Source organism: Streptomyces sp. NBC_00057 (genome assembly GCF_045041165.1).
Classification (GTDB): Bacteria; Actinomycetota; Actinomycetes; order Streptomycetales; family Streptomycetaceae; genus Streptomyces.
The window spans coordinates 6,990,622-7,009,115 of the sequence record NZ_CP108256.1; the positions used below are offsets into that span (position 1 = coordinate 6,990,622).

Genomic DNA, 18,494 nt, shown 5'->3' on the forward strand with positions numbered 1-18,494 from the left:
GAACGGATTCACGGACGATCGAGAAGGGTGGTACGGCATGGCACGTGCACGGTACGGCGCGCGCACCGAGGCCGAGATCGCGGCGGCCCGCGCGGCCCGCTCCACACTCCCCGACATCTGGTCCACCGGCGTGGTGGCCCTCTGGGAGAGCGACCCCGACGCGGTGGCGGCCGTCCTCCCGCCGCCTCTCGAACCCGCGCAGCGCCCTCTCGTCCGGGCCAACATCAGTACGGTCGATCTCCCCGGCTACCCACTCGGTGCGGGCTCCGTCGCCGTCGCCGCCGTCCACGACGGCCACGAGGGCTGGTATCCGCTCGTCATGCCGATGACCCATGAACGGGCGCTGATCGGCGGCCGTGAGGTGTTCGGCGAACCGAAGAAGCTCGGCGAGGTGACCGTCGAACGCGACGGCCTCGTCGTCCGGGCCGCGCTCGCCCGGCACGGCATCGCGTTCGTCGAGGTGCGGGGCGTGGTCAGCGGATCGCTCCCGCTGCCCCGACCGACGGTCAAGCTCGACTTCTACTTCAAATTCCTGCCCGCGGTGGACGGTGAGGGCTTCGACTCCGACCCCGTCCTGATCCACTGCACCCGTCACGAGAAGGTCCGCAGACTGGAACGCATCTCGGGCGATGTGGTGCTGCGCGAGTCGATGTACGACCCGGTCGCCGACCTCCCCGTACGACGGCTGGTCGACCTCACCATCGGCGAGAAGACCAGCGACCAGCAGGGCAGGGCCGTGGAGCGGGTGAGCGCCGAGGCCCTGCTGCCGTACATCCACCAGCGTTACGACGACCCGCAGCAGATCCACGACGGCCCGCCGGAAGGGAGCGTCCGATGAGACTGGAGGAGGGCCAGGTCGCCGTCGTCACCGGCGCCGCGAGCGGCATCGGCCTCGCGATGGCACGCAGGTTCGCTGCCGAGGGGCTGAAGGTCGTCCTCGCCGATGTGGAGGAGGGCGCGCTCGACAAGGCGGCGGGCGAATTGCGCCAGGACGGTGCGCAGGTACTGGCCAGGGTCGTCGACGTCGGCGAGCGGGAATCCGTACAGGCCCTGGCCGAAGCCGCGTACGACACCTTCGGCGCCGTTCATGTGCTGTGCAACAACGCCGGTGTCGGCTCCGGGGCCGAGGGCCGGATGTGGGAGCACGAGCCGAACGACTGGAAGTGGGCGTTCGCGGTCAATGTGTGGGGTGTCTTCCACGGTATCCAGGCGTTCGTGCCGCGCATGATCGCGGGCGGCGGCCCCGGCCATGTCGTCAACACCTCGTCCGGCGACGGCGGGATCGCCCCGCTGCCGACCGCCGCCGTGTACGCGGTCACCAAGTCCGCCGTCGTCACGATGACCGAGTCGCTGTACGCACATCTGAGAGCGGAGGGCGCGCCGGTCGGCGCCTCGGTGCTCTTCCCCGGCCCGCACATGCTCCGTACCGGACTGTGGGAGTCTCACCGCAACCGGCCGGAGCGGTACGCCAAGGAGCGCCCGCGCAGGACCCCGTACCGCAGCCTCGACCAGTGGGAGTCCGCCATGCGGGCGGCGGGCAACGAGGTGGAGTTCACCCCGGTGGAGGACGTCGCGGGGACCGTCGTGGACGGGATACGCGCCGACCGCTTCTGGATGCTGCCGGACAGCGAGCACAGCGACCGGCAGATCCGCGCCAGGTCGCAGTCGATGCTCGACCGGACCAACCCGTCGTACCTGGAGAACTTCGTACTCGACTGAGGAGCGAGCGATGACCGACGACCCGTACCTGATCATCTCCTCCGACTGCCACGCCGGGCTGCCCACCGAGGAGTACCGGCCCTATCTCGACCCCCGCTTCCATCGGGACTTCGACGACTTCCTCGCCGGGCGCGACCGCCGCCGCGAGGAGATGACCCGCCTCGGTGTACGCAACGAGGCCTTCGCCGACAAGTGGTTCCACGACAACGAGGAAGGCCTGAAGGGGGGCTGGGACGCCGCCCGGCGCCTGAAGGAACTGGACGGCGACGGGGTGGCGGCCGAGGTCGTCTTCCCCGACGCGGACGCCGTCGACAGCCGGACTGCCGCCCCGTTCGGCGTGGGCCTCGGGCTCTCCGGCGACCAGGACCCGGAACTGGGCATGGCGGGAGCGCAGGCCCACAACCGCTGGCTCGCCGAATTCGTCTCGCAGAACCCCGAACGCCACTGCGGGGTCGCCCTGTTGCCCGTCACCGGCGAGGTCGACCGGGTCGTCGCGGAGATCCACCGGGCGAAGGAGTCCGGACTCGGTGCGCTCATGATCCCCTCCATGTGGGTGGACAAGGCCCCGTACCACGACCGCCGTTACGACCCCGTGTGGGCGGCTGCCGCCGAGACGGCCATGCCGGTGGTCACGCACTCCGGGGCGGCCCCGCGCCACGAGTACGGCGACCATCTCGGGATCTACGTCTCCGAGGTCACCTGGTGGCCTTCCCGCCCGCTCTGGTTCCTGCTCTGGTCGGGCGCCTTCGAACGCCATCCCGGGCTGAGGTTCGGCGTCGCCGAGTCCGGCTGCTGGTGGCTGCCGAACCTCCTCTGGTTCATGGACCGGCTCTACCTCGGCGCCCACGGCGGAAAGAAACTCTCCCCGTTCGCCGAACTGAAGCGGCCCCCGCACGAGTACCTCGACCGCCAGGTCTTCATCTGCGCCACCAACACCAAACGCCGCGAACTCGCCCAGCGGTACGAGATCGGCGTCGACAACATCCTGTGGGGCAGCGACTTCCCGCACCCCGAAGGCACCTGGCCGAACACCGCGAACTGGCTGCGCAACACCTTCCACGACATCCCGGTGGCCGAGACGCGCCGCATGCTGGGCCTCGCCGCGGCCGAGGTCTTCGGCTTCGACACGTCGAAGCTCGCCCCGATCGCCGAGCGCATCGGCCCCACCCCCGCCGACCTGGGCCAGAGCACCGACCAGGCGGCGGTCGAGGCGTCCTGGGCGCGCTCGCGCGAGACCGGCCGGCACTGGCTGACCGGCCACGACTTCCCGGTCCTGGGGGCCGACTGATGGACCGCGAGCGCTACACCGTCATCTCCGCCGACTGCCACGCCGGCGCCGACCTCCTGGACTACAGGCCCTACCTGGAGTCGAAGCACCGCGACGACTTCGACGCCTGGGCGGCGGCCTACGTCAACCCGTACGAGGACCTGGTCGCCGATACCGCCGACCGCAACTGGAACTCGCAGCGCCGCCTCGCCGAACTGGAGGCGGACGGCATCGTCGCGGAGGTCGTCTTTCCCAACACCATCCCGCCCTTCTTCCCTTCCGCCTCCCTGATGGCGCCCGCGCCCTCCCGGCAGGAGTACGAACAGCGCTGGGCCGGCCTGCGCGCCCACAACCGCTGGCTCGCCGACTTCTGCGCGCAGGCACCGGGCCGGCGCGCGGGCGTGGCACAGATCCTCCTCAACGACCCGGCGGAAGCGGTCCGCGAGGTCCGCCGCACCAAGGAGGCGGGCCTCACCGGCGGCATCCTGCTGCCCGGCGCCCCGCCCGGCTCGGGCGTCCCGGAGCTGTACTCGCAGGTGTACGACCCGCTGTGGGCCGTCTGCGAGGAGCTGGACGTACCGGTGAACCACCACGGCGGCTCGGCCTCCCCGCCGCTCGGCGACGAACCGGCGGCCCGCGCCGTCTTCATGGTGGAGACGACCTGGTTCTCCCACCGGGCGCTGTGGCACCTGATCTTCTGCGGGGCCTTCCGCCGCCACCCCGGACTGAAACTGGTCCTCACCGAACAGGGCTCCGGCTGGATCCCGGGCGTCGTCGAGATGCTCGACTACTACCACGGCCGCCTGGTCGCGGCGGCGACCCGGGCAACCACCGCCGAATCCAGGTTCGGTGCGGGCCTGGCCGCCTCGATGGGCGCGAGCCCCAGCGAGGTCTGGCGCGACAACTGCTACGTGGGCGCCAGCTTCATGCGCCCCCACGAGGTGCCGCTGCGCGACCGGATCGGCCTCGACAAGATCATGTGGGGCAGCGACTACCCGCACGACGAGGGCACCGCCCCGTACACACGGGAGGCCCTGCGGATCGCGTACGCGGGCGTGGAGCCCGAGGAGGTCGCGGCGATGACCGGCGGCAACGCGGCCCGCGTCTACGGCTTCGACCTGGCGGCGCTCGACCGCATCGCGGCCGAGGTCGGCCCGACGGTCGAGGCGATCGCCGAACCACTGAAGGAGATCCCGGCCGGCGCGACCAGCCCCGCCTTCGCGCCGGGCGGGTCGGTACGCGTCTGGTGACCCGTGGTCGCCGAACCCCGTCCGGTCCGCCGTTCACCTGTGGCATGGTGATCTGCACGATCAGGCCCGACGGGGGGAGGCGACGGCCGTGGGGAACAGCAGGCAGGCACTGCTCATCGCTGTGCCGCAGTACGAACTGAGCGACCATTTCACGGACTTGACCCAAGCCGTGCAGCGGGACGTCGAGCTGATGGATGCCGCGCTGCGTTCGTCCGGATACAGCGTCGAGACACTGGGGCTCTCCTCGGACCGGCCGGCTCTGCGATCCCGGATCGTCAGCGCCATCAGCCGGGTCTGCTGCACGGCGCCGGAGGACGGCACGGTACTGATCCACTTCACCGGCCATGGACTGTCCGTCGACGGCGCCGACTACCTCGTGCCCTCGGAGGCACAGCTCAACTGGTCCACCGATCCGCCGCATGTCGACGCCGACAGCCTGATCGGCCTCGATCTGACGACGCTGCTCAAGGGCTGCAAGGCGGGCACGGTCCTGCTCACCATCGACGCCTGCCGTGATGCGCAACAACCCGACGGTGTGGGCTCCTTCGGCGGGCCCGCGACCAACTTTCCGTCGTGGCGGGACCGGGTGGCCGTCGTCTTCGGCTGTGCGGCGGGCCAGACCTGCGGTTCGGACGAACTCCAGGGCAGCCACTTCACCAGGGCGCTCGCGGACGCCCTGGCCTCGGACACGTCCCCGCGGACCGTCAGCGACGTCATCTCCCACACCGTCCGCAGAACCGCGGAGTTCGCCCGGACCGCCCAGCACGAGCAACGGCCCACCGTGCACTACGCACCGAGCGGCCCCGCGGCCATCGCCGGCACCGAACTCTGCACCGGAAAGACACTTCAGGAGGAGTGGTCGGTCGCGATCCGGGACCCGGAGCTCTGGGCAGCCGTCCAGTGCGGTGAGGACCGCAGAAACGAACTGCAGAAGGCCCTGGAGCGGCTGGCCCTGGAGTGCGCCAGGCTGCGGGCGCAGTCACTGACCGAGATCCCCGACCCCTGGGCCGACGACGGCTTTCCGGTACGGGTGCTGACGAGCGGACTGCGGGCGCTGCTGGCTCCGTCGGTGACCCACGGCGGTCCGCTGCTGGACCCGTCAGAGCTCGCCGTGCTCATGGCCGCGCCGTTCGTCCGCGAGGCCGTCTACGCGATGGGCGTCAAGGAGGCGGCGGCCGCCAATCCCTTCCAGCTCGAACCGGCGGCGGGCGAACCGGGGCGCGACGAGGCCCGGATCGACCTCGAACACACCTTCGCCGCGCATCCGCTGATCTGGCGGAAGGGGCGCGAACTGGCGGGCCGGGGCGCGAAGGAGGAGGCCGGGGCCGTCGCCGCCTGGCTGATGCACCGCCATGTCGCGGGGCGCGAAGAGCTCTGGGACACCTACGCGCCGGGCCTGCTCGCCCCGCTCGCCTCCGCGCTGCTCGGCACCGGTGAGGCGTCCGTCCGGTCCGCGGAACTCATGGACGGGCTGATGCGGGTCTGCCGCCAGACCGCCGTGGTGCCGTCGCAGCCGTACGCCGGGGAGCGCGAACCCGCCGAGGGACCGCAGGGGCCGGAGCAGGTCCTGCCGCGCAACGGCCCCGCCGAACGATGGCGGCCGCGTGAACTGTCCTGGCTGATCGGCCTCGCGGGCCTCCTCGGCGGAGACCTCCGTGACATGCCGGGCGTCCTGGTGGACAACATCGGAGTCACCGACGGCCTCGTCCCCGCCCAGGCGGTCGCCGGTGTCCAGGAGCTGCGCTGGTCCAGGGACCGCCTCGGGACCTCGCTCGACCTGGACCTGCCGTGCCCGCACCCCGCGGTGCACGCCGCACTGGAGACGCTGACCGGCTGGGCCGACGACGCCGTGCAGCACATCAAGCAGCACCTCGCGTCGGGCGAGACCGGAGGCCCGCTCACCCACCTCCCCGAACGTGTGACCTGCCGCAGACTGCGCCCTCAGTACGACGCCGCGGGCCGCGGCGACGCCTACGGACTGCCGCTCATGCGCTTCAGCCTCGCCGAGGACGAGATGCGTGAACTCCTCATGGGCTCCCAGCTGTACGGCGACCGGACCCTGGCCCTGCGCGAGCTCTACCAGAACGCCCTCGACGCCTGCCGCTACCGCAACGCACGGGTGCTGTACGGCGAGCAGAAGGAAGGCATCCGGCAGGGCTGGGACGGCGAGATCGTCTTCCGGCAAGGTGTCGACGAGGACGGCCGCCCGTACGTGGAGTGCGAGGACAACGGCGTGGGCATGGGCCAGACCGCGCTGCGCAGCACCTTCTCGCGTGCGGGCCGCCGGTTCGAGCAGTCCAGGGAGTACCGCAGGGAACAGGCCCGCTGGCGCGCGGTGGACAAGGACCTCAGGCTCTATCCGAACAGCCGCTTCGGGATCGGTGTGTTCAGCTACTTCATGCTGGCCGACGAGATCAGCATCTGGACCCGCGTCACGGACGAGTTCGGCCGCCCGGAATCCAGCCGCGGGCTGCGGGTGGACATCGCGTCGAGCGGAAGCCTCTTCCGTATCAAGGAGAGCGACGCCGCCCAGCCGGGAGGCGGGACCCGGGTGCGCCTCTATCTCAATGGCGACGTGATCGACGTGGCGAACGAACTGGCCAAGCGGGTATGGCTTTGCGACTACACCATGCGGGTGGAGCGGAACGGCGCCGTGGTCAAGGAGTGGGAGAAGGGCGTCCTCTACTACGACGGGGAGGCTTCGGGGCCGGTAAGGGCTGGTCAGCACGTGTGGTGGGTTCCTGGGCAGGGCTGCCTGCTCGTCGACGGCATCTGGACGCCGACAAACAGCCGCGAAGAGGCGCCGAGCAGGTCGCCCGGGTATGTAGGGAACTATTCGTCTTCGGATGCGGTTCCGTACGGCTGCGTCGTGGACCTCAGGGAGACTCATTCTCCGGATCTGAACACCAGCAGGACCCAGATCCTGAAGTTCGACAAAAATTGGATGACGAGCCACGTTCGCGAATTGGCTCAGCGCATGGAATTTCCTCCGTGGTTCACCGTGGAGTGGCTTTGGAAATTCGCGATCAGTGACTTCGGTAGTGCGGAACTGCTGGTCGCCAGACTTCTCGATGACGATGCGCTGATTGTCAGTACGAGTGGCTGGGATCGGGGTGCGGAAGTTCCACTGCGTAAAGTCGGATGCATTCCGATGGATATTTATATGCTCAGAGACGGGACGCTCCCCAGCTATCTGAGGGAGGTCCTCGAGTGGGTCCCACCCGGACTGCTGGCGTGGCGGGCGGCTGTCCTGCGCTCTGTCCGTATCCCGGTGGGTAGTAAATGGGCCGACGCGCCGGTGCCGGACTCGCTGGCGGGGTACCCGCAGCCGGTTTCCTGGGAGAGCCGGATGGCCGCCTTTCGTTTCAGGGAAAGAGCTCACTTCGAAGAGGCGACGGTGTCACGGACCGGGGATCGCCCTCTGACATTCGCGGAACTAGTGCGCCGATTGCGGCGGTACGTGATTGCCGGTGTTCGAGTTCCCTCTGTTCCCGATCTCGAAGTCGCGCACAGCACGGAACTCGACTCGGTGGACTGCGCATTGCTCACGGATGGTCGAGAGGGACTCGGCACACCGCTGATCCGGCTGTGGACGGGGGTGGACGAGGACGAGAGTCGACCGTTCGGTGATGTTGTGTCTGTGCTGAGCCGATTCTCGGTGCAGGGGGAACTTTCTTGGCGTGAGTCGCTGGCGCGGGCGAAGCGATTCACTGCACTAGGATTTCCTTTGGCCCCGTTGGATGTCGAGCTTGATGACGTTCCTGAACATTCGGTCGCGACTCGTCGAGAAATATCGATCCTATCCCGCCATCCGAAGTTTGTCGAAATGGGGTGGCGGATCGAAGGCGAGGAGATGTTTTCTCGAGAAGAGTACGAAAATGTGGTGACTCGATACGGATGGCTCGGGATCTCGACCGACGGCGAGATGGAAGGAATCGTTCCCGAGGGTAAATCGACCCTGACATTCGAACAGGTGAATATTGCATTCGGGCAGCGATTCTGGAAAACGCGTGGTCCGGCTCTGCGGACTTGGGCCAGGGCCTCTTCTGTGGAATCAGAAACCGTAGGCGAGGTGTACGAGCGTTTCGCTCCATGGTTCAAATCGAGAGAAATGCAGCTTCCTGAGCCGGGTGGCCTGAAGGGCAGGGTCTTCAGTAAATTGGAGGCCGAGCTGCTGGAGGATCCGACCATCCCTACCGAGTCCTACGAGGTGTGCAGCGGACGGGAGATCCCACCCCCCTATCTGGCGCCGCTCTCCGAAATCGCTGTCAATGTGCGCAGGTCCCAGGCCGGTACGGCCGAAATCGTCGCGAGTCTGACGAACCTGGCGGAGTCCGGGCTGGTGGACGACAGGGCCGGGGAGCTTGTCGATCGCTGGCTCACCGTTCCCCAGGAGGACATGAACCTGCTGATGCCGTGGTCGTGGGGTGTGAAGTGGCTCAAGAACGCGGGCGGCCCGACGCGTCTGGACTCTGCCTATGCACTGCTGGTGGCCGCTGCGTGTCAACTCCCGCTCGGCTCGGTGTACGCGAAGTTCTCTGAACTGGGACCACTGCTGGGCATGGAGCCGGAGACCAGCCCGCTGCCCGCGCAACTCGTCGACGCCCGCGTCAGCATGGCAGATGTCGAGGCCAGTTGCACAGGGGCGGCGGCCGGGCCGGAATGGCTCCCAGGGCCCGATGTGCGCAAATTGGTGGAGCATTCCCGGAGCAGGGAGGGCACGCTCGGAGACAGCGTGCGGGAGCTGAGCCGGTTCGCTGTGCTCGGCAGCCCATGGACGCCCCAGGACGACATGGCCACCGCGGAGTGGGCGCAGTGGCGTCCCACGCAGCACGACACGGCGATGTTCCTCGACGACCTGGCCGGCGACCGGCCGGTTGGCCCGATCGATCTCCTGCGGGTCGCCGCGCGCTTCGGCTGGCCGATGGACCGGGCCTGGGACCGGCTCGCGCTCTACCGTCCCTTCGGGGTCGAACTGCTCGTCGAGCGACCGGAGTTCCCCGGGATCCCGCTGTGGCAGGATCTGATCCTGCTCACCGAGGAGTACACCGGCCGCGCCCCGGCGCTCGGCGGCCGGGTCTCCGGCGAGCGGATCGCCGTCAGCGCGCGGGAACTCGAATGGGCCACCGCCGCAGTCGTCGAGCGGCTCAAGCTGTACGCGGGAGTGTTCGGCCTGGAAGTGCCCGACACGTACCCCGACGCCCCGGCACCGACACCGCCCGCGGAGCCGTACCGCGCGGCGGCGAACGAAAGGAGCACCGGATGCCCCCGGCCCACGATCTGACACCGTTCCGGGAACAGGAGCTCGCGCCGGCCGGCAGCCCCACCGTCGCGCTCTCCGCCGACGGCCGCTGGTACACGGTCACGGGCCCCTGCCCGAACTGCCACGCGAGCAGTGTGTTCCGGGTGGCGTACGGCGTGCTCGGCCCGTACAAAGGCCGACGGCGCGCACCGGAGCGGCTCACCGGCAGCATCCTCGTCTACTGCCAGTGCGGATTCCCGCATCCGGACCGGCCGTCCGAATTGCCGGACACCGGCTGCGGCGCGTTCTGGGACGTGCCGGTGCCATGACCGATCTGACCAGGAAACGGTTCGCGCAGCTCGGCCAGCAGCTCCAGCTCGAACAGCTCACCGCCGTACGGAAACAGGCCGAGGGCTGGCGGAACGGGCTCACGGCACTGACGGGGCTCGTCGGCGTCGTCTTCGTCCTCAAGGGCCGCGAAAGCGTCGCGGGCATGCCCGCGACATGGCGCTGGACGACGGCGGCGCTCCTCGTTCTGGCGTTCGCTCTGCTGCTCACCGGAGCGCTCGTCGCGGTGCGTGCCGCGCACGGTCAGCTCGGGCAGCGCATGTGGCTGAGCGGGGACAAGCTGCTGTCTGCCGTGATGGACGAGGTCGAGCACACCCACGACGCACTGACCGCGGCGCGGCGCTGCTCGGTCGTCGGGCTGTCGGCGATCGTGGCGGCCATCGCGGTCTCCTGGGTCGTGCCGGCCGAAGCGGCCAAGGACGAGAAGCCGGCCGGGCCGAAAGTCCTGGTCTCCACGCCCGTCGGCATCACATGCGGCGAACTGGTGCTGAGCAATGGCGACGCGGTGACCATCAAGACGGGCGGCAAGGGGAAGTTGCGGCGCATACCGGCAGGTGATGTCCGGTCGCTCACGCCGACACCACAGTGCTGAGCGTGGTGTCGGTACGCGTCCGGTGACCGGGCGGAGTGAGACCATCCCGGGGTGACGGATACCCAGGCGCACGACGAACCGCACGGCAACGGCCTCGGCGCGCGGCTGAACTGGCTGCGTGCCGCGGTGCTCGGCGCCAACGACGGGGTGGTCTCCACCGCGGGCCTGGTCGTCGGCGTGGCCGGGGCGACCGGGGACCGCGGCATCCTGCTCACGGCGGGCCTGGCGGGACTGCTGGCCGGGTCCATGTCGATGGCGGCGGGCGAGTACGTATCGGTCTCCACCCAGCGCGATTCGGAGCGGGCCGCGCTGGCCACGGAGAAACGGGAGCTGGCGGAGGCCCCGGAGGCCGAACTGGTCGAACTCACCGGCCTGTTGGAGGGCAAGGGGCTGAGCCGTGAGGTCGCCCGCGAGGCCGCCCTCCAGCTCACCGAACGCGATGCGCTGCGCGCCCACGCGGAGGTCGAGCTGGGCATCGACCCGGACGAGCTGACGAACCCGTGGCATGCGGCGGGCGCGAGCTTCCTGGCGTTCACGGCGGGTGCGCTGCTGCCCCTGCTGGCGATCGTGCTGCCCCCGTCGTCGCTGCGGCTCCTTGTGACCGTGCTGTCGGTACTGGCGGCGCTGGCACTGACGGGCTGGTGGAGCGCACGGCTGGGGGATGCGGCGCCGGGGCCCGCGGTGCTGCGGAACATGGGCGGTGGAGCGGTGGCGATGGCGGTCACCTATGGGGCGGGGGAGTTGCTGGGGGCGGTGGGCGTTTAGGAGCGGCGGACGATGCGCTCGGGCGGGAAGAGTTCGGTGCCGGTGGCCACGGTGCCGTACGAGAGCGTGATGGTCAGCTCGGTGTGGCCACTCAACGGCGTCAGGTCCACGGGGCCGGAGTACGCGGCGAGTTCCAGCGACATGAGGCCGGTCAACTCGCGCAGTGGTGCCAATCCGTCCGGTGCCTCGCACTGGAAGAGGCAGAGCGTACCCAGCTCGGTGAGTGGTGTGAGCAGTCTGAGGTCGAGCGGGGACAGCTGATGCAGGGTGAGGGACTCCAGCCTGCCGAGCGGGGCCATGCTCGCCAGTTGCCGCACATGCGTGGTGCCGCTCAGAGTCAATTCACGCAGGGCCGACCAGTGTTCGAGCCCGTCCAGGCTCACGTACCTGGTCTGCTGGTACAGGGACAGGTTGGTGAGCCGGTGGAGTACGGGGAGTTCGCCGATGCTCTCGATGAGAAATGGGTGGCTGAGTGTGAGCTGCCGCAGGTCGGGCATGTCCCCGATCGGGCCCGGGTCCAGCAGCGGATGCAGTTCGACCAGGGAGAGCCATTCAAGACCCGGCCGGGCCAGTGGTCCGAGATCCTCGACCCACGGGCACATGCTGAGGCCTATCTCGCGCAGCCGGGGCATGGCCGCGATACGGCTCAGATCGTCGAGTTCCCGGTTGCGGAAGACGAAGAGCCGTTCCACGTCCGGTCGTGACGTCACCTGCGGGAAGTCCTCGTGGTCGCCCTGGAGATGCACCCACCGGGCGTGCGGGAGATGACGCAGCGCGGCCAGCTGGTCCCTGGTTTGGACGTAGGCGTATCTGCCGTCGTCCCAGGCATGGCCCGCCATGATGTCGCGCGCGTACAGATCCGCGGCGAAGGAACTCCAGGCCTCGGAAAGGGCCACCGCAACCTGTTGCCGCCCATCGCCCCCGAAGCGGCAGACGACTTCGTACGCCGCGTCTCCCTTGATCTTTGCCGCAGTCCGTACGATCGCGGCCGCTTCGTTCTCGTTCACCTCATCCGGACCCGGCAAGAGCCCCAGCACCAGCTCACCGACCTTCGCGAGCGCCTCGGCGTCTTCGACCGTGGCCGGCGGCAGCAGGCCCTCGGTGCGGTCCTCCACCCTCTGCCGTATGTCCGGGTCCAGCTCCGGAGCGTGCTCCAGGCTCGCCGCCGCCAGCAGCACCAGCCGGTGCTCATGGTCGGGCTCCTGGTCCGCGCGGCGCAACAACTTGCCGAGCAGCACAGCCCGTTCGTCCACCCGCGCATGCCCCACTGCCATCTGCACCACGTCGTCCCACTGGTCATCATGCGCATGGCGCACAAGCACCCCGAAGTCCCGCGCCTCCACCGCCGCCTTCGCGCCCAGGTAGTCCTGGAACGTCCGGTGTACGAAATCCACGGCGCCCGGGGCCGGTTCGCGCAGCAGTCCGCTCCTGATCAGCAGATGCGAGAAGACCTGCTCCGCCGTGCCCCGCACCTGCGGCATCGCCCGCAGCCACTCCGCCACCATCGCGACGGCCTCTTCGCCATCCGCCTCCACCTGCCCGTTACGGATCAGCCAGTACGCCAACCGCTGGAGCAGCGCCGTCTGCTCCTCCCGGGTCAGGTCGACGCCCTCGACGCCCACGATCTCGCGCTCGGTGTCCCGGCGTACGAGAAGCATGTCCAGCGCCGCGTCGTACAGCTCCTTGCGGGCGCGCGGCAACTGCATCCGCCGGTCCCGGTTCAGCGCGCACAGCAGCGCGCACATCAGCGGATTGGTCGCCAGCCGGCCCAGATCCCGGCGCATTCCGACCGCCCGCCGCAGCGAGCCCTCGTACGTGTCGAGCTGCGCCCGGTCGTCGTCGGACGGGCACTCCGCCCTCGCCGCATCGTGCCAGTGCCCGATGAACGCGCGGATGTCGTCCCGTTCCATCGGCAGCAGCGAGTGCGCGACGAAGTCCTGCTGTCCCAGCCACCCGTCCGGGACGGCGGACGGCCGGGTCGTCACCACGTAGCGGGCCCGGGGGTACGCCGCGATCAGGTTCTTGAGCCAGCGTTCGGTCCGGTTGCGCAGCCGCATCGGGACCTCGTCCACCCCGTCGACCAGGACGAGCGCCCGGCCCTCGGTCAGCAGCCGGTCCGCCCACCCCGCGGGCGCCGCGCCGTGCAGCGGAATACCGGCCGCGCGCAGGAAGTCGTCCGGGGCGGGCAGGGTCTCGTACGAGGTGAAGGCGCGCAGCCGAAGGACGAACGGTACGCAGCGGTTCCAGTCCATCAGCTCGCTGTCGAACGTGCGGCGTGCGGCATTCAGCGCCAGCCACTGCACCAGCGTGCTCTTCCCGGAACCCGCCGGGCCGTGCAGGAGCAGCCGGTTGGTCTCCAGGAGCGCCTGCTCGGCCCTGACCGTCACCCGGTCCGGCGCGGACAGCTCCCACCATTGCGGACTGGTGTCATGGGAACTCACCGCCAGACTGATGTACGCCGTCTCCAGCCGCCACTCACTCGCCGACCGCCCCAGCGTCAGCCCGAACAACCCCATCCGGCTGTTCGCCGCGGCCACGAACTCCGCGTAGCGCCGCTCGAAGTCCAGCGCCGCCGCGTCCGGGCGCGGGCCCACCCGGGCCCGGACGTCCTCCACCAGCTCCCGTGTCCGCTCCGCCGCGCGGACCTGCTCCACCGCCGCCCGCGCCGCGAACGACGGCTGGGCGGTCAGCTGCTCCACGACATGCGCGCAGCACCGGCCGAGCAGCTCCTCGTACAGCTCGACCGCACGTTCCGAGAGGCCCGTGGCGGGCGCCGACAGCTCGGCGCGCAGTCGCTCGGGCTCCAGGTCCAAGGCGAACAGCCGGTCCGCCGTCAGTTCGCCCGCTGCCGCGAAGGTGTCCCGTACCGCTTCCACGGCGGCCAGCCGCTCGTGCTCCGGCACTCCGGCGTACGACTGGGCCAGCCGCCCGCCGAGCACCTTCGCCAGGCGGTCCGGCTTCGCCGGGCGGGGGAGCGGGCGCACCGGGTCCGGGACCAGGCCCGCGCCGGGCTTCGGCGTCACCAGCGATCTGGTGACCGTGCCGATCACCGTAGTGGCCAGCCGAAACATCGCAACTTCCAGACCCTGCACGGCAGTTCCTCCCCCACGGAAGCTCCAGTACAGGGATCGTACGATGCCCGCATTGGCAGAAGTCACCAAAGACTGCTGACACCGCGTCTCGCATACTTGTTGGTAACAACGTCTGGTGCCCGGCCGACCTGCGGCTCTACGGTGCTCGCATGCCGCCGAACCTGCCCGATGTCGTACTCTGGTCCATACCGGCCTTCGTCCTGCTCACTGTCCTCGAAGTGGCTCTCCACCACTTCCATCCCGATGACGAAGCCGCCGGGTACGAGGCGAAGGACGCCGTCACCAGCATCACCATGGGGCTCGGCAGCCTGGTCTTCGACCTGCTGTGGAAAGTGCCCATCGTCGCCATCTACACCGCGGTCTACGAGCTGACCCCGCTCCGTGTCCCCGTGCTGTGGTGGACCGTCCTGCTGATGCTGCTCGCGCAGGACTTCTTCTACTACTGGTCGCACCGGGGCCACCACATCATCCGGATCCTCTGGGCCTGCCATGTGGTCCACCACTCCAGCCGGAAGTTCAACCTCTCCACCGCGCTGCGCCAGCCCTGGACCTCGCTGACCGTCTGGCCGTTCTATGTGCCGCTCATCGCCTGCGGTGTCCATCCGGCCGCGCTCGCCTTCTGCTCGTCGGCGAACCTCGTCTACCAGTTCTGGGTGCACACGGAGCGCATCGACAAGCTGCCCAGACCCTTCGAGTACGTACTGAACACGCCCTCCCACCACCGGGTGCACCACGCATCGCAGGGCGGCTACCTGGACCGGAACTTCGGCGGCATCCTGATCCTGTGGGACCGGCTCTTCGGGTCCTTCACCGCCGAGACCGAGCGGCCCGTGTTCGGCCTCACCAAGAACATCGACACCTTCAATCCGCTCCGTGTCGCCACCCATGAGTACGCCGCCATCGCCCGCGATGTGCGGGCGGCGGGCAGCTGGAGCGAGCGGGCCGGGCGGATCTTCCGCGGGCCCGGCTGGCAGCCGGCCGAAACGGCCGCCCGTACGGCCGTCCCCGCCCAGGAGCGCATCGGATGAGCGCCGCAGCCGTCACGGACCGGCGGGAACGTCTCGTACGCCCGCTGCTCATCGCCTTCTTCGTGGCCTCGGCCGTCGACCTCTTCGGCGTCCTCGCCGGCGTCTCGGTCGCCCACATCGTCGCCAAGCCCCTGCTGATGCCGCTGCTGGCCGGGTACGCCGCCGCACGGCGCGGCCCCCGGCTGCTCGTCGCGGCCCTCCTGTTCGGCTGGGGCGGCGACACGTTCCTGCTGCCCGATTCCGATGTCGCCTTCCTCATCGGGATGGGCTCCTTCGCCGCAGGTCACATCTGCTATCTGTGGCTCTTCGGACGTGCCCGCAGTTCGCTGCTCGCCGGGGCCGTGTACGCCGCCGTCCTGGCCACCTTCATCGCGCTGCTCTGGAGCGGGCTGCCGGCGGACATGCGGATTCCGATTTCCGGCTACAGCCTGCTGCTCACGGCGATGGCGTACCGCGCCGGCACCCTCGGCCGGTACGCGGCCGCCGGCGGGGCGCTCTTCCTGCTCTCCGACGCGCTCATCGCCACCGGCATCGCCGACTGGCCGCAGCTGCCCGCCCCCGACTTCTGGGTCATGCTCACCTACATCGCCGCACAGTTCCTGCTGACCCTCGGAGGCCTCGCACCCGATGCGAAAAGGGCTGGTGCCACCCCTGGGGCGTACCGTGAACGGAGTATCAGTAGCTGAGAACGGCAAGGACCCCCACGCATGCGCGCCACCGTCATCCACGCCCCCCACGACATACGCGTGCAGGAGGTGCCCGACCCCACGGTCCAGCAGCCCACCGATGTGGTGCTGCGGGTCCTGCGGGCCTGTATCTGCGGCAGCGACCTGTGGGCGTACCGCGGCGAGTCCGCCCGGCAGCCCGGCCAGCGCATCGGGCACGAGTTCCTCGGGATCGTCGAGGAGGCGGGTTCCGAGGTGGTCGGCTTCGCCGTCGGTGACCTCGTCGTCGCGCCCTTCGTCTGGTCCGACGGCACCTGCGCGTACTGCGCGGAGGGTCTGACCACCTCCTGCCCGCAGGGCGGCTTCTGGGGCTCGGTCGGCTCCGACGGCGGGCAGGGCGAGGCCGTGCGCGTCCCGTTCGCCGACGGCACTCTGGTCAAGCTCCCCGCCGCCGCGGCCTTTGACGACCACCTGCTCACCGCGCTGCTGGCCCTGTCCGATGTGCTCGGCACCGGACACCACGCCGCCGTCGGCGCGGGCGTGAAGCCCGGCACCACGGTCGCGGTCGTCGGTGACGGAGCGGTCGGACTGTGCGGTGTCATGGCCGCCAAGAGGCTCGGCGCCGAGCGGATCATCGCGCTCGGCCGCCACCAGGAGCGTACGGACATCGCCCGCACCTTCGGCGCCACGGACGTCGTCGCCGAGCGCGGCGAAGCGGCCGTCGAAGCCGTACGGGAACTGCTCGGCGGCGAGGGCGCACACGCCGTGATCGAGGCCGTCGGCACCGAGCAGTCGATGCGCACCGCCGTCGGGATCACCCGCGACGGCGGCTCCATCGGCTACGTCGGCGTGCCGCACGGCAGCGGCACCGGCCTGGACCTCGGCGTCATGTTCGGCCGGAACATCGCCCTGCGCGGCGGCGTCGCCCCCGTGCGCACGTACATTCCGGAGCTGCTCCCCGACGTGCTGTCCGGCACGATCGACCCGTCGCCCGTCTTCGACCTGACGATCGGCCTCGACGACGTCCCCGCCGGTTACAAGGCGATGGACAACCGGACGGCGCTGAAGGTGCTCATCAAGCCGTGAGCCAGGCGGTCGCGTCCGCCCCCGGCGGGCCGGGCGGGCGCGACCAGTCGGCGGGGGAACCGTCGAAGGCGACCGGCGGCAGGGCGTGACGCAGCCGGCCCAGCGGGCTGTCCGTCTCCGTGAGCCACTTCTCCGGGTCGTACGAACCCCCGGCCCCGGTCTCGGGCACCTGCCGAGCGGGCAGCTCGTCGAGCAGCCAGGCGGCGGTACGGGCGAGCGAGAGCGTGACCAGCCGGGAGCCGCCGTCGTCGTGCTGCTCGGTCAGTGCGCGCAGCACGGCGGCGGCCAGCAGATAGCCCGTGCCGTGGTCGAGCGCCTGGGCGGGCAGCGCACCGGGCGGGTTCTCGGGTCCTGCCGCGGCCTCGACCGAGGCGATGCCGGTGGCCACCTGCACCAGACTGTCGAAGCCGCGCCGCTGCGCCCATGGACCGTGCCCCCAGGCGGACAGGCGCCCGATCACCAGCCCCGGCCTGCGCGCGGCCAGGGACTCCGGCGTCAGGCCGAACCGTTCGACCGCACCGGGCCGGTAGCCGATGACGACCACATCCGCGCCGGCCAGCAGCTCGTCGAACGCGGCCGCACCGGAGCGGCTGCCGAGATCCAGGATGACCGACCGCTTCCCGAAACCGGTGTCGCTGTGCGCGTCCTGGCTCTCCGGGAGCTGCGGGGCGTCGATCCGCAGGACATCCGCGCCGAGCAGCGCGAGCGTACGGGTGGCGACGGGCCCCGCGATGACCCGGGTGAGGTCCAGCACACGCAACCCGGCAGCGGGCAGCAGCGGTTCACCGGCGAGCGCCGCCGTCCGGCGGACCGGCGCGCTGTCGATACGGTCCCTGGCCACCAGCGGCGTGCCCGCGACCGCGGCACCCCGAGGGTCGGCCGCCCACTCCTCGGGCGTACGAGCGACCACGGCCAGCCCGCCCGCGGCGTACACCGTCTGTTCGATCTCCGGTCCCCGGCGCCCGGCGAACGAGGCGGCGACGGCGTCCACGGCGATGTCGTCCGAGGTGTCCGCGGGCAGCCCCAGCGTGGCGAGCAACCGGGCCCGGTGGTGCGGGTAGTTGGCGTGCGTACGGACCCAGCCGTCCGCCGTGCGCCAGAACCGGGACAGCGGGGCGAAGTTGGTCGGTGCGCGTCCGTCGATCCGCAGATGGCGCTCGCTCGTGAACGCCGTGGCCACCGCACCGTCGTCGACCAGGACCTGCGGCACGGGGCGCGCGGTGCGGCGGGCGGCCAGTTCGGCGGCGGCCAGTGAGCAGACCGTAACGGCGGAACGGGCCAGTTCCATGGTGGGCAGCCGGGCGGGCAGCAGCCCGTCGGGACCGCTCGTCACGATGTGCGCGAGAAGCGCGGGATCCCCGCCCAGTGCCGCCCAGGCCTGCTCCGTACCGGACATACGTGCGTTGCTCATCCCCGCACTATGGCACTGAGTGTCACTCA

13 protein-coding genes are annotated in these 18,494 nt (G+C 70.1%); 11 read left to right on the top strand and 2 right to left on the bottom strand.

The annotated features are described in order from the left end of the window. Window positions 1–37 precede the first annotated feature (37 nt). From OG953_RS32880 to OG953_RS32915, 8 genes are all read left to right on the top strand, one after another. Window positions 38–838, top strand: coding sequence for an acetoacetate decarboxylase family protein (locus OG953_RS32880; RefSeq protein WP_405688865.1), 801 nt, complete (start codon window positions 38–40; stop codon window positions 836–838). After that, on the top strand, window positions 835–1,719 hold the full coding sequence (locus tag OG953_RS32885) for an SDR family NAD(P)-dependent oxidoreductase (RefSeq protein ID WP_405688866.1): 885 nt from the start codon (window positions 835–837) through the stop codon (window positions 1,717–1,719). The genes OG953_RS32880 and OG953_RS32885 overlap by 4 nt, the downstream gene beginning before the upstream one ends. Before the next feature lie 10 nt (window positions 1,720–1,729). Next, window positions 1,730–3,007, top strand: a complete 1,278-nt coding sequence (locus OG953_RS32890) for an amidohydrolase family protein (RefSeq protein WP_405688867.1) — start codon at window positions 1,730–1,732, stop codon at window positions 3,005–3,007. After that, window positions 3,007–4,236 (top strand): amidohydrolase family protein, encoded by a 1,230-nt coding sequence (locus OG953_RS32895; RefSeq protein ID WP_405688868.1) that lies wholly within the window; start codon window positions 3,007–3,009, stop codon window positions 4,234–4,236. The genes OG953_RS32890 and OG953_RS32895 overlap by 1 nt, the downstream gene beginning before the upstream one ends. An 88-nt stretch (window positions 4,237–4,324) precedes the next feature. Further along, complete coding sequence (locus tag OG953_RS32900; RefSeq protein ID WP_405688869.1) at window positions 4,325–9,520, top strand: caspase family protein; 5,196 nt, start codon at window positions 4,325–4,327, stop codon at window positions 9,518–9,520. Then, a complete protein-coding gene (locus OG953_RS32905; protein ID WP_383708679.1) occupies window positions 9,499–9,807 on the top strand; it encodes a hypothetical protein in 309 nt (102 codons plus the stop codon). The genes OG953_RS32900 and OG953_RS32905 overlap by 22 nt, the downstream gene beginning before the upstream one ends. Then, window positions 9,804–10,418 carry a hypothetical protein gene (locus OG953_RS32910; protein ID WP_266736360.1) on the top strand — a complete coding sequence of 205 codons (615 nt, stop codon included), beginning with the start codon at window positions 9,804–9,806 and terminating at the stop codon, window positions 10,416–10,418. The genes OG953_RS32905 and OG953_RS32910 overlap by 4 nt, the downstream gene beginning before the upstream one ends. Window positions 10,419–10,469: 51 nt before the next feature. Beyond that, on the top strand, window positions 10,470–11,183 hold the full coding sequence (locus OG953_RS32915) for a VIT family protein (protein ID WP_405688871.1): 714 nt from the start codon (window positions 10,470–10,472) through the stop codon (window positions 11,181–11,183). Here OG953_RS32915 and OG953_RS32920 read toward each other — a convergent pair. Further along, window positions 11,180–14,275 (bottom strand): NACHT domain-containing protein, encoded by a 3,096-nt coding sequence (locus OG953_RS32920; protein WP_405688872.1) that lies wholly within the window; start codon window positions 14,273–14,275, stop codon window positions 11,180–11,182. The genes OG953_RS32915 and OG953_RS32920 overlap by 4 nt on opposite strands. 149 nt (window positions 14,276–14,424) lie before the next feature. Between OG953_RS32920 and OG953_RS32925 the strand changes: the two genes are divergently transcribed. From OG953_RS32925 to OG953_RS32935, 3 genes are read left to right on the top strand one after another with little or no spacing between them, the layout of a single operon-like run. Then, window positions 14,425–15,303: a sterol desaturase family protein gene (locus tag OG953_RS32925; RefSeq protein ID WP_405688874.1), complete on the top strand. Its 879-nt coding sequence runs from the start codon at window positions 14,425–14,427 to the stop codon at window positions 15,301–15,303. Further along, window positions 15,300–15,989: a lysoplasmalogenase gene (locus OG953_RS32930; RefSeq protein ID WP_405688875.1), complete on the top strand. Its 690-nt coding sequence runs from the start codon at window positions 15,300–15,302 to the stop codon at window positions 15,987–15,989. Before OG953_RS32925 ends, OG953_RS32930 begins: the two co-directional genes overlap by 4 nt. A gap of 21 nt (window positions 15,990–16,010) precedes the next feature. Next, window positions 16,011–17,054, top strand: a complete 1,044-nt coding sequence (locus tag OG953_RS32935; protein WP_405688876.1) for a zinc-dependent alcohol dehydrogenase family protein — start codon at window positions 16,011–16,013, stop codon at window positions 17,052–17,054. Here OG953_RS32935 and OG953_RS32940 read toward each other — a convergent pair. Continuing rightward, on the bottom strand, window positions 17,044–18,465 hold the full coding sequence (locus tag OG953_RS32940; RefSeq protein ID WP_405688877.1) for a CoA transferase: 1,422 nt from the start codon (window positions 18,463–18,465) through the stop codon (window positions 17,044–17,046). The genes OG953_RS32935 and OG953_RS32940 overlap by 11 nt on opposite strands. Window positions 18,466–18,494: the final 29 nt, after the last annotated feature.

Bases quoted from the DNA above. Each gene is read 5' to 3' on its own strand.
- OG953_RS32880 (WP_405688865.1), top strand. From the start codon at position 38: ATGGCACGTGCACGGTACGGCGCGCGCACCGAGGCCGAGATCGCGGCG.
- OG953_RS32885 (WP_405688866.1), top strand. From the start codon at position 835: ATGAGACTGGAGGAGGGCCAGGTCGCCGTCGTCACCGGCGCCGCGAGC.
- OG953_RS32890 (WP_405688867.1), top strand. From the start codon at position 1,730: ATGACCGACGACCCGTACCTGATCATCTCCTCCGACTGCCACGCCGGG.
- OG953_RS32895 (WP_405688868.1), top strand. From the start codon at position 3,007: ATGGACCGCGAGCGCTACACCGTCATCTCCGCCGACTGCCACGCCGGC.
- OG953_RS32905 (WP_383708679.1), top strand. From the start codon at position 9,499: ATGCCCCCGGCCCACGATCTGACACCGTTCCGGGAACAGGAGCTCGCG.
- OG953_RS32910 (WP_266736360.1), top strand. From the start codon at position 9,804: ATGACCGATCTGACCAGGAAACGGTTCGCGCAGCTCGGCCAGCAGCTC.
- OG953_RS32925 (WP_405688874.1), top strand. From the start codon at position 14,425: ATGCCGCCGAACCTGCCCGATGTCGTACTCTGGTCCATACCGGCCTTC.
- OG953_RS32930 (WP_405688875.1), top strand. From the start codon at position 15,300: ATGAGCGCCGCAGCCGTCACGGACCGGCGGGAACGTCTCGTACGCCCG.
- OG953_RS32935 (WP_405688876.1), top strand. From the start codon at position 16,011: ATGCGCGCCACCGTCATCCACGCCCCCCACGACATACGCGTGCAGGAG.
- OG953_RS32940 (WP_405688877.1), bottom strand. From the start codon at position 18,465: ATGAGCAACGCACGTATGTCCGGTACGGAGCAGGCCTGGGCGGCACTG.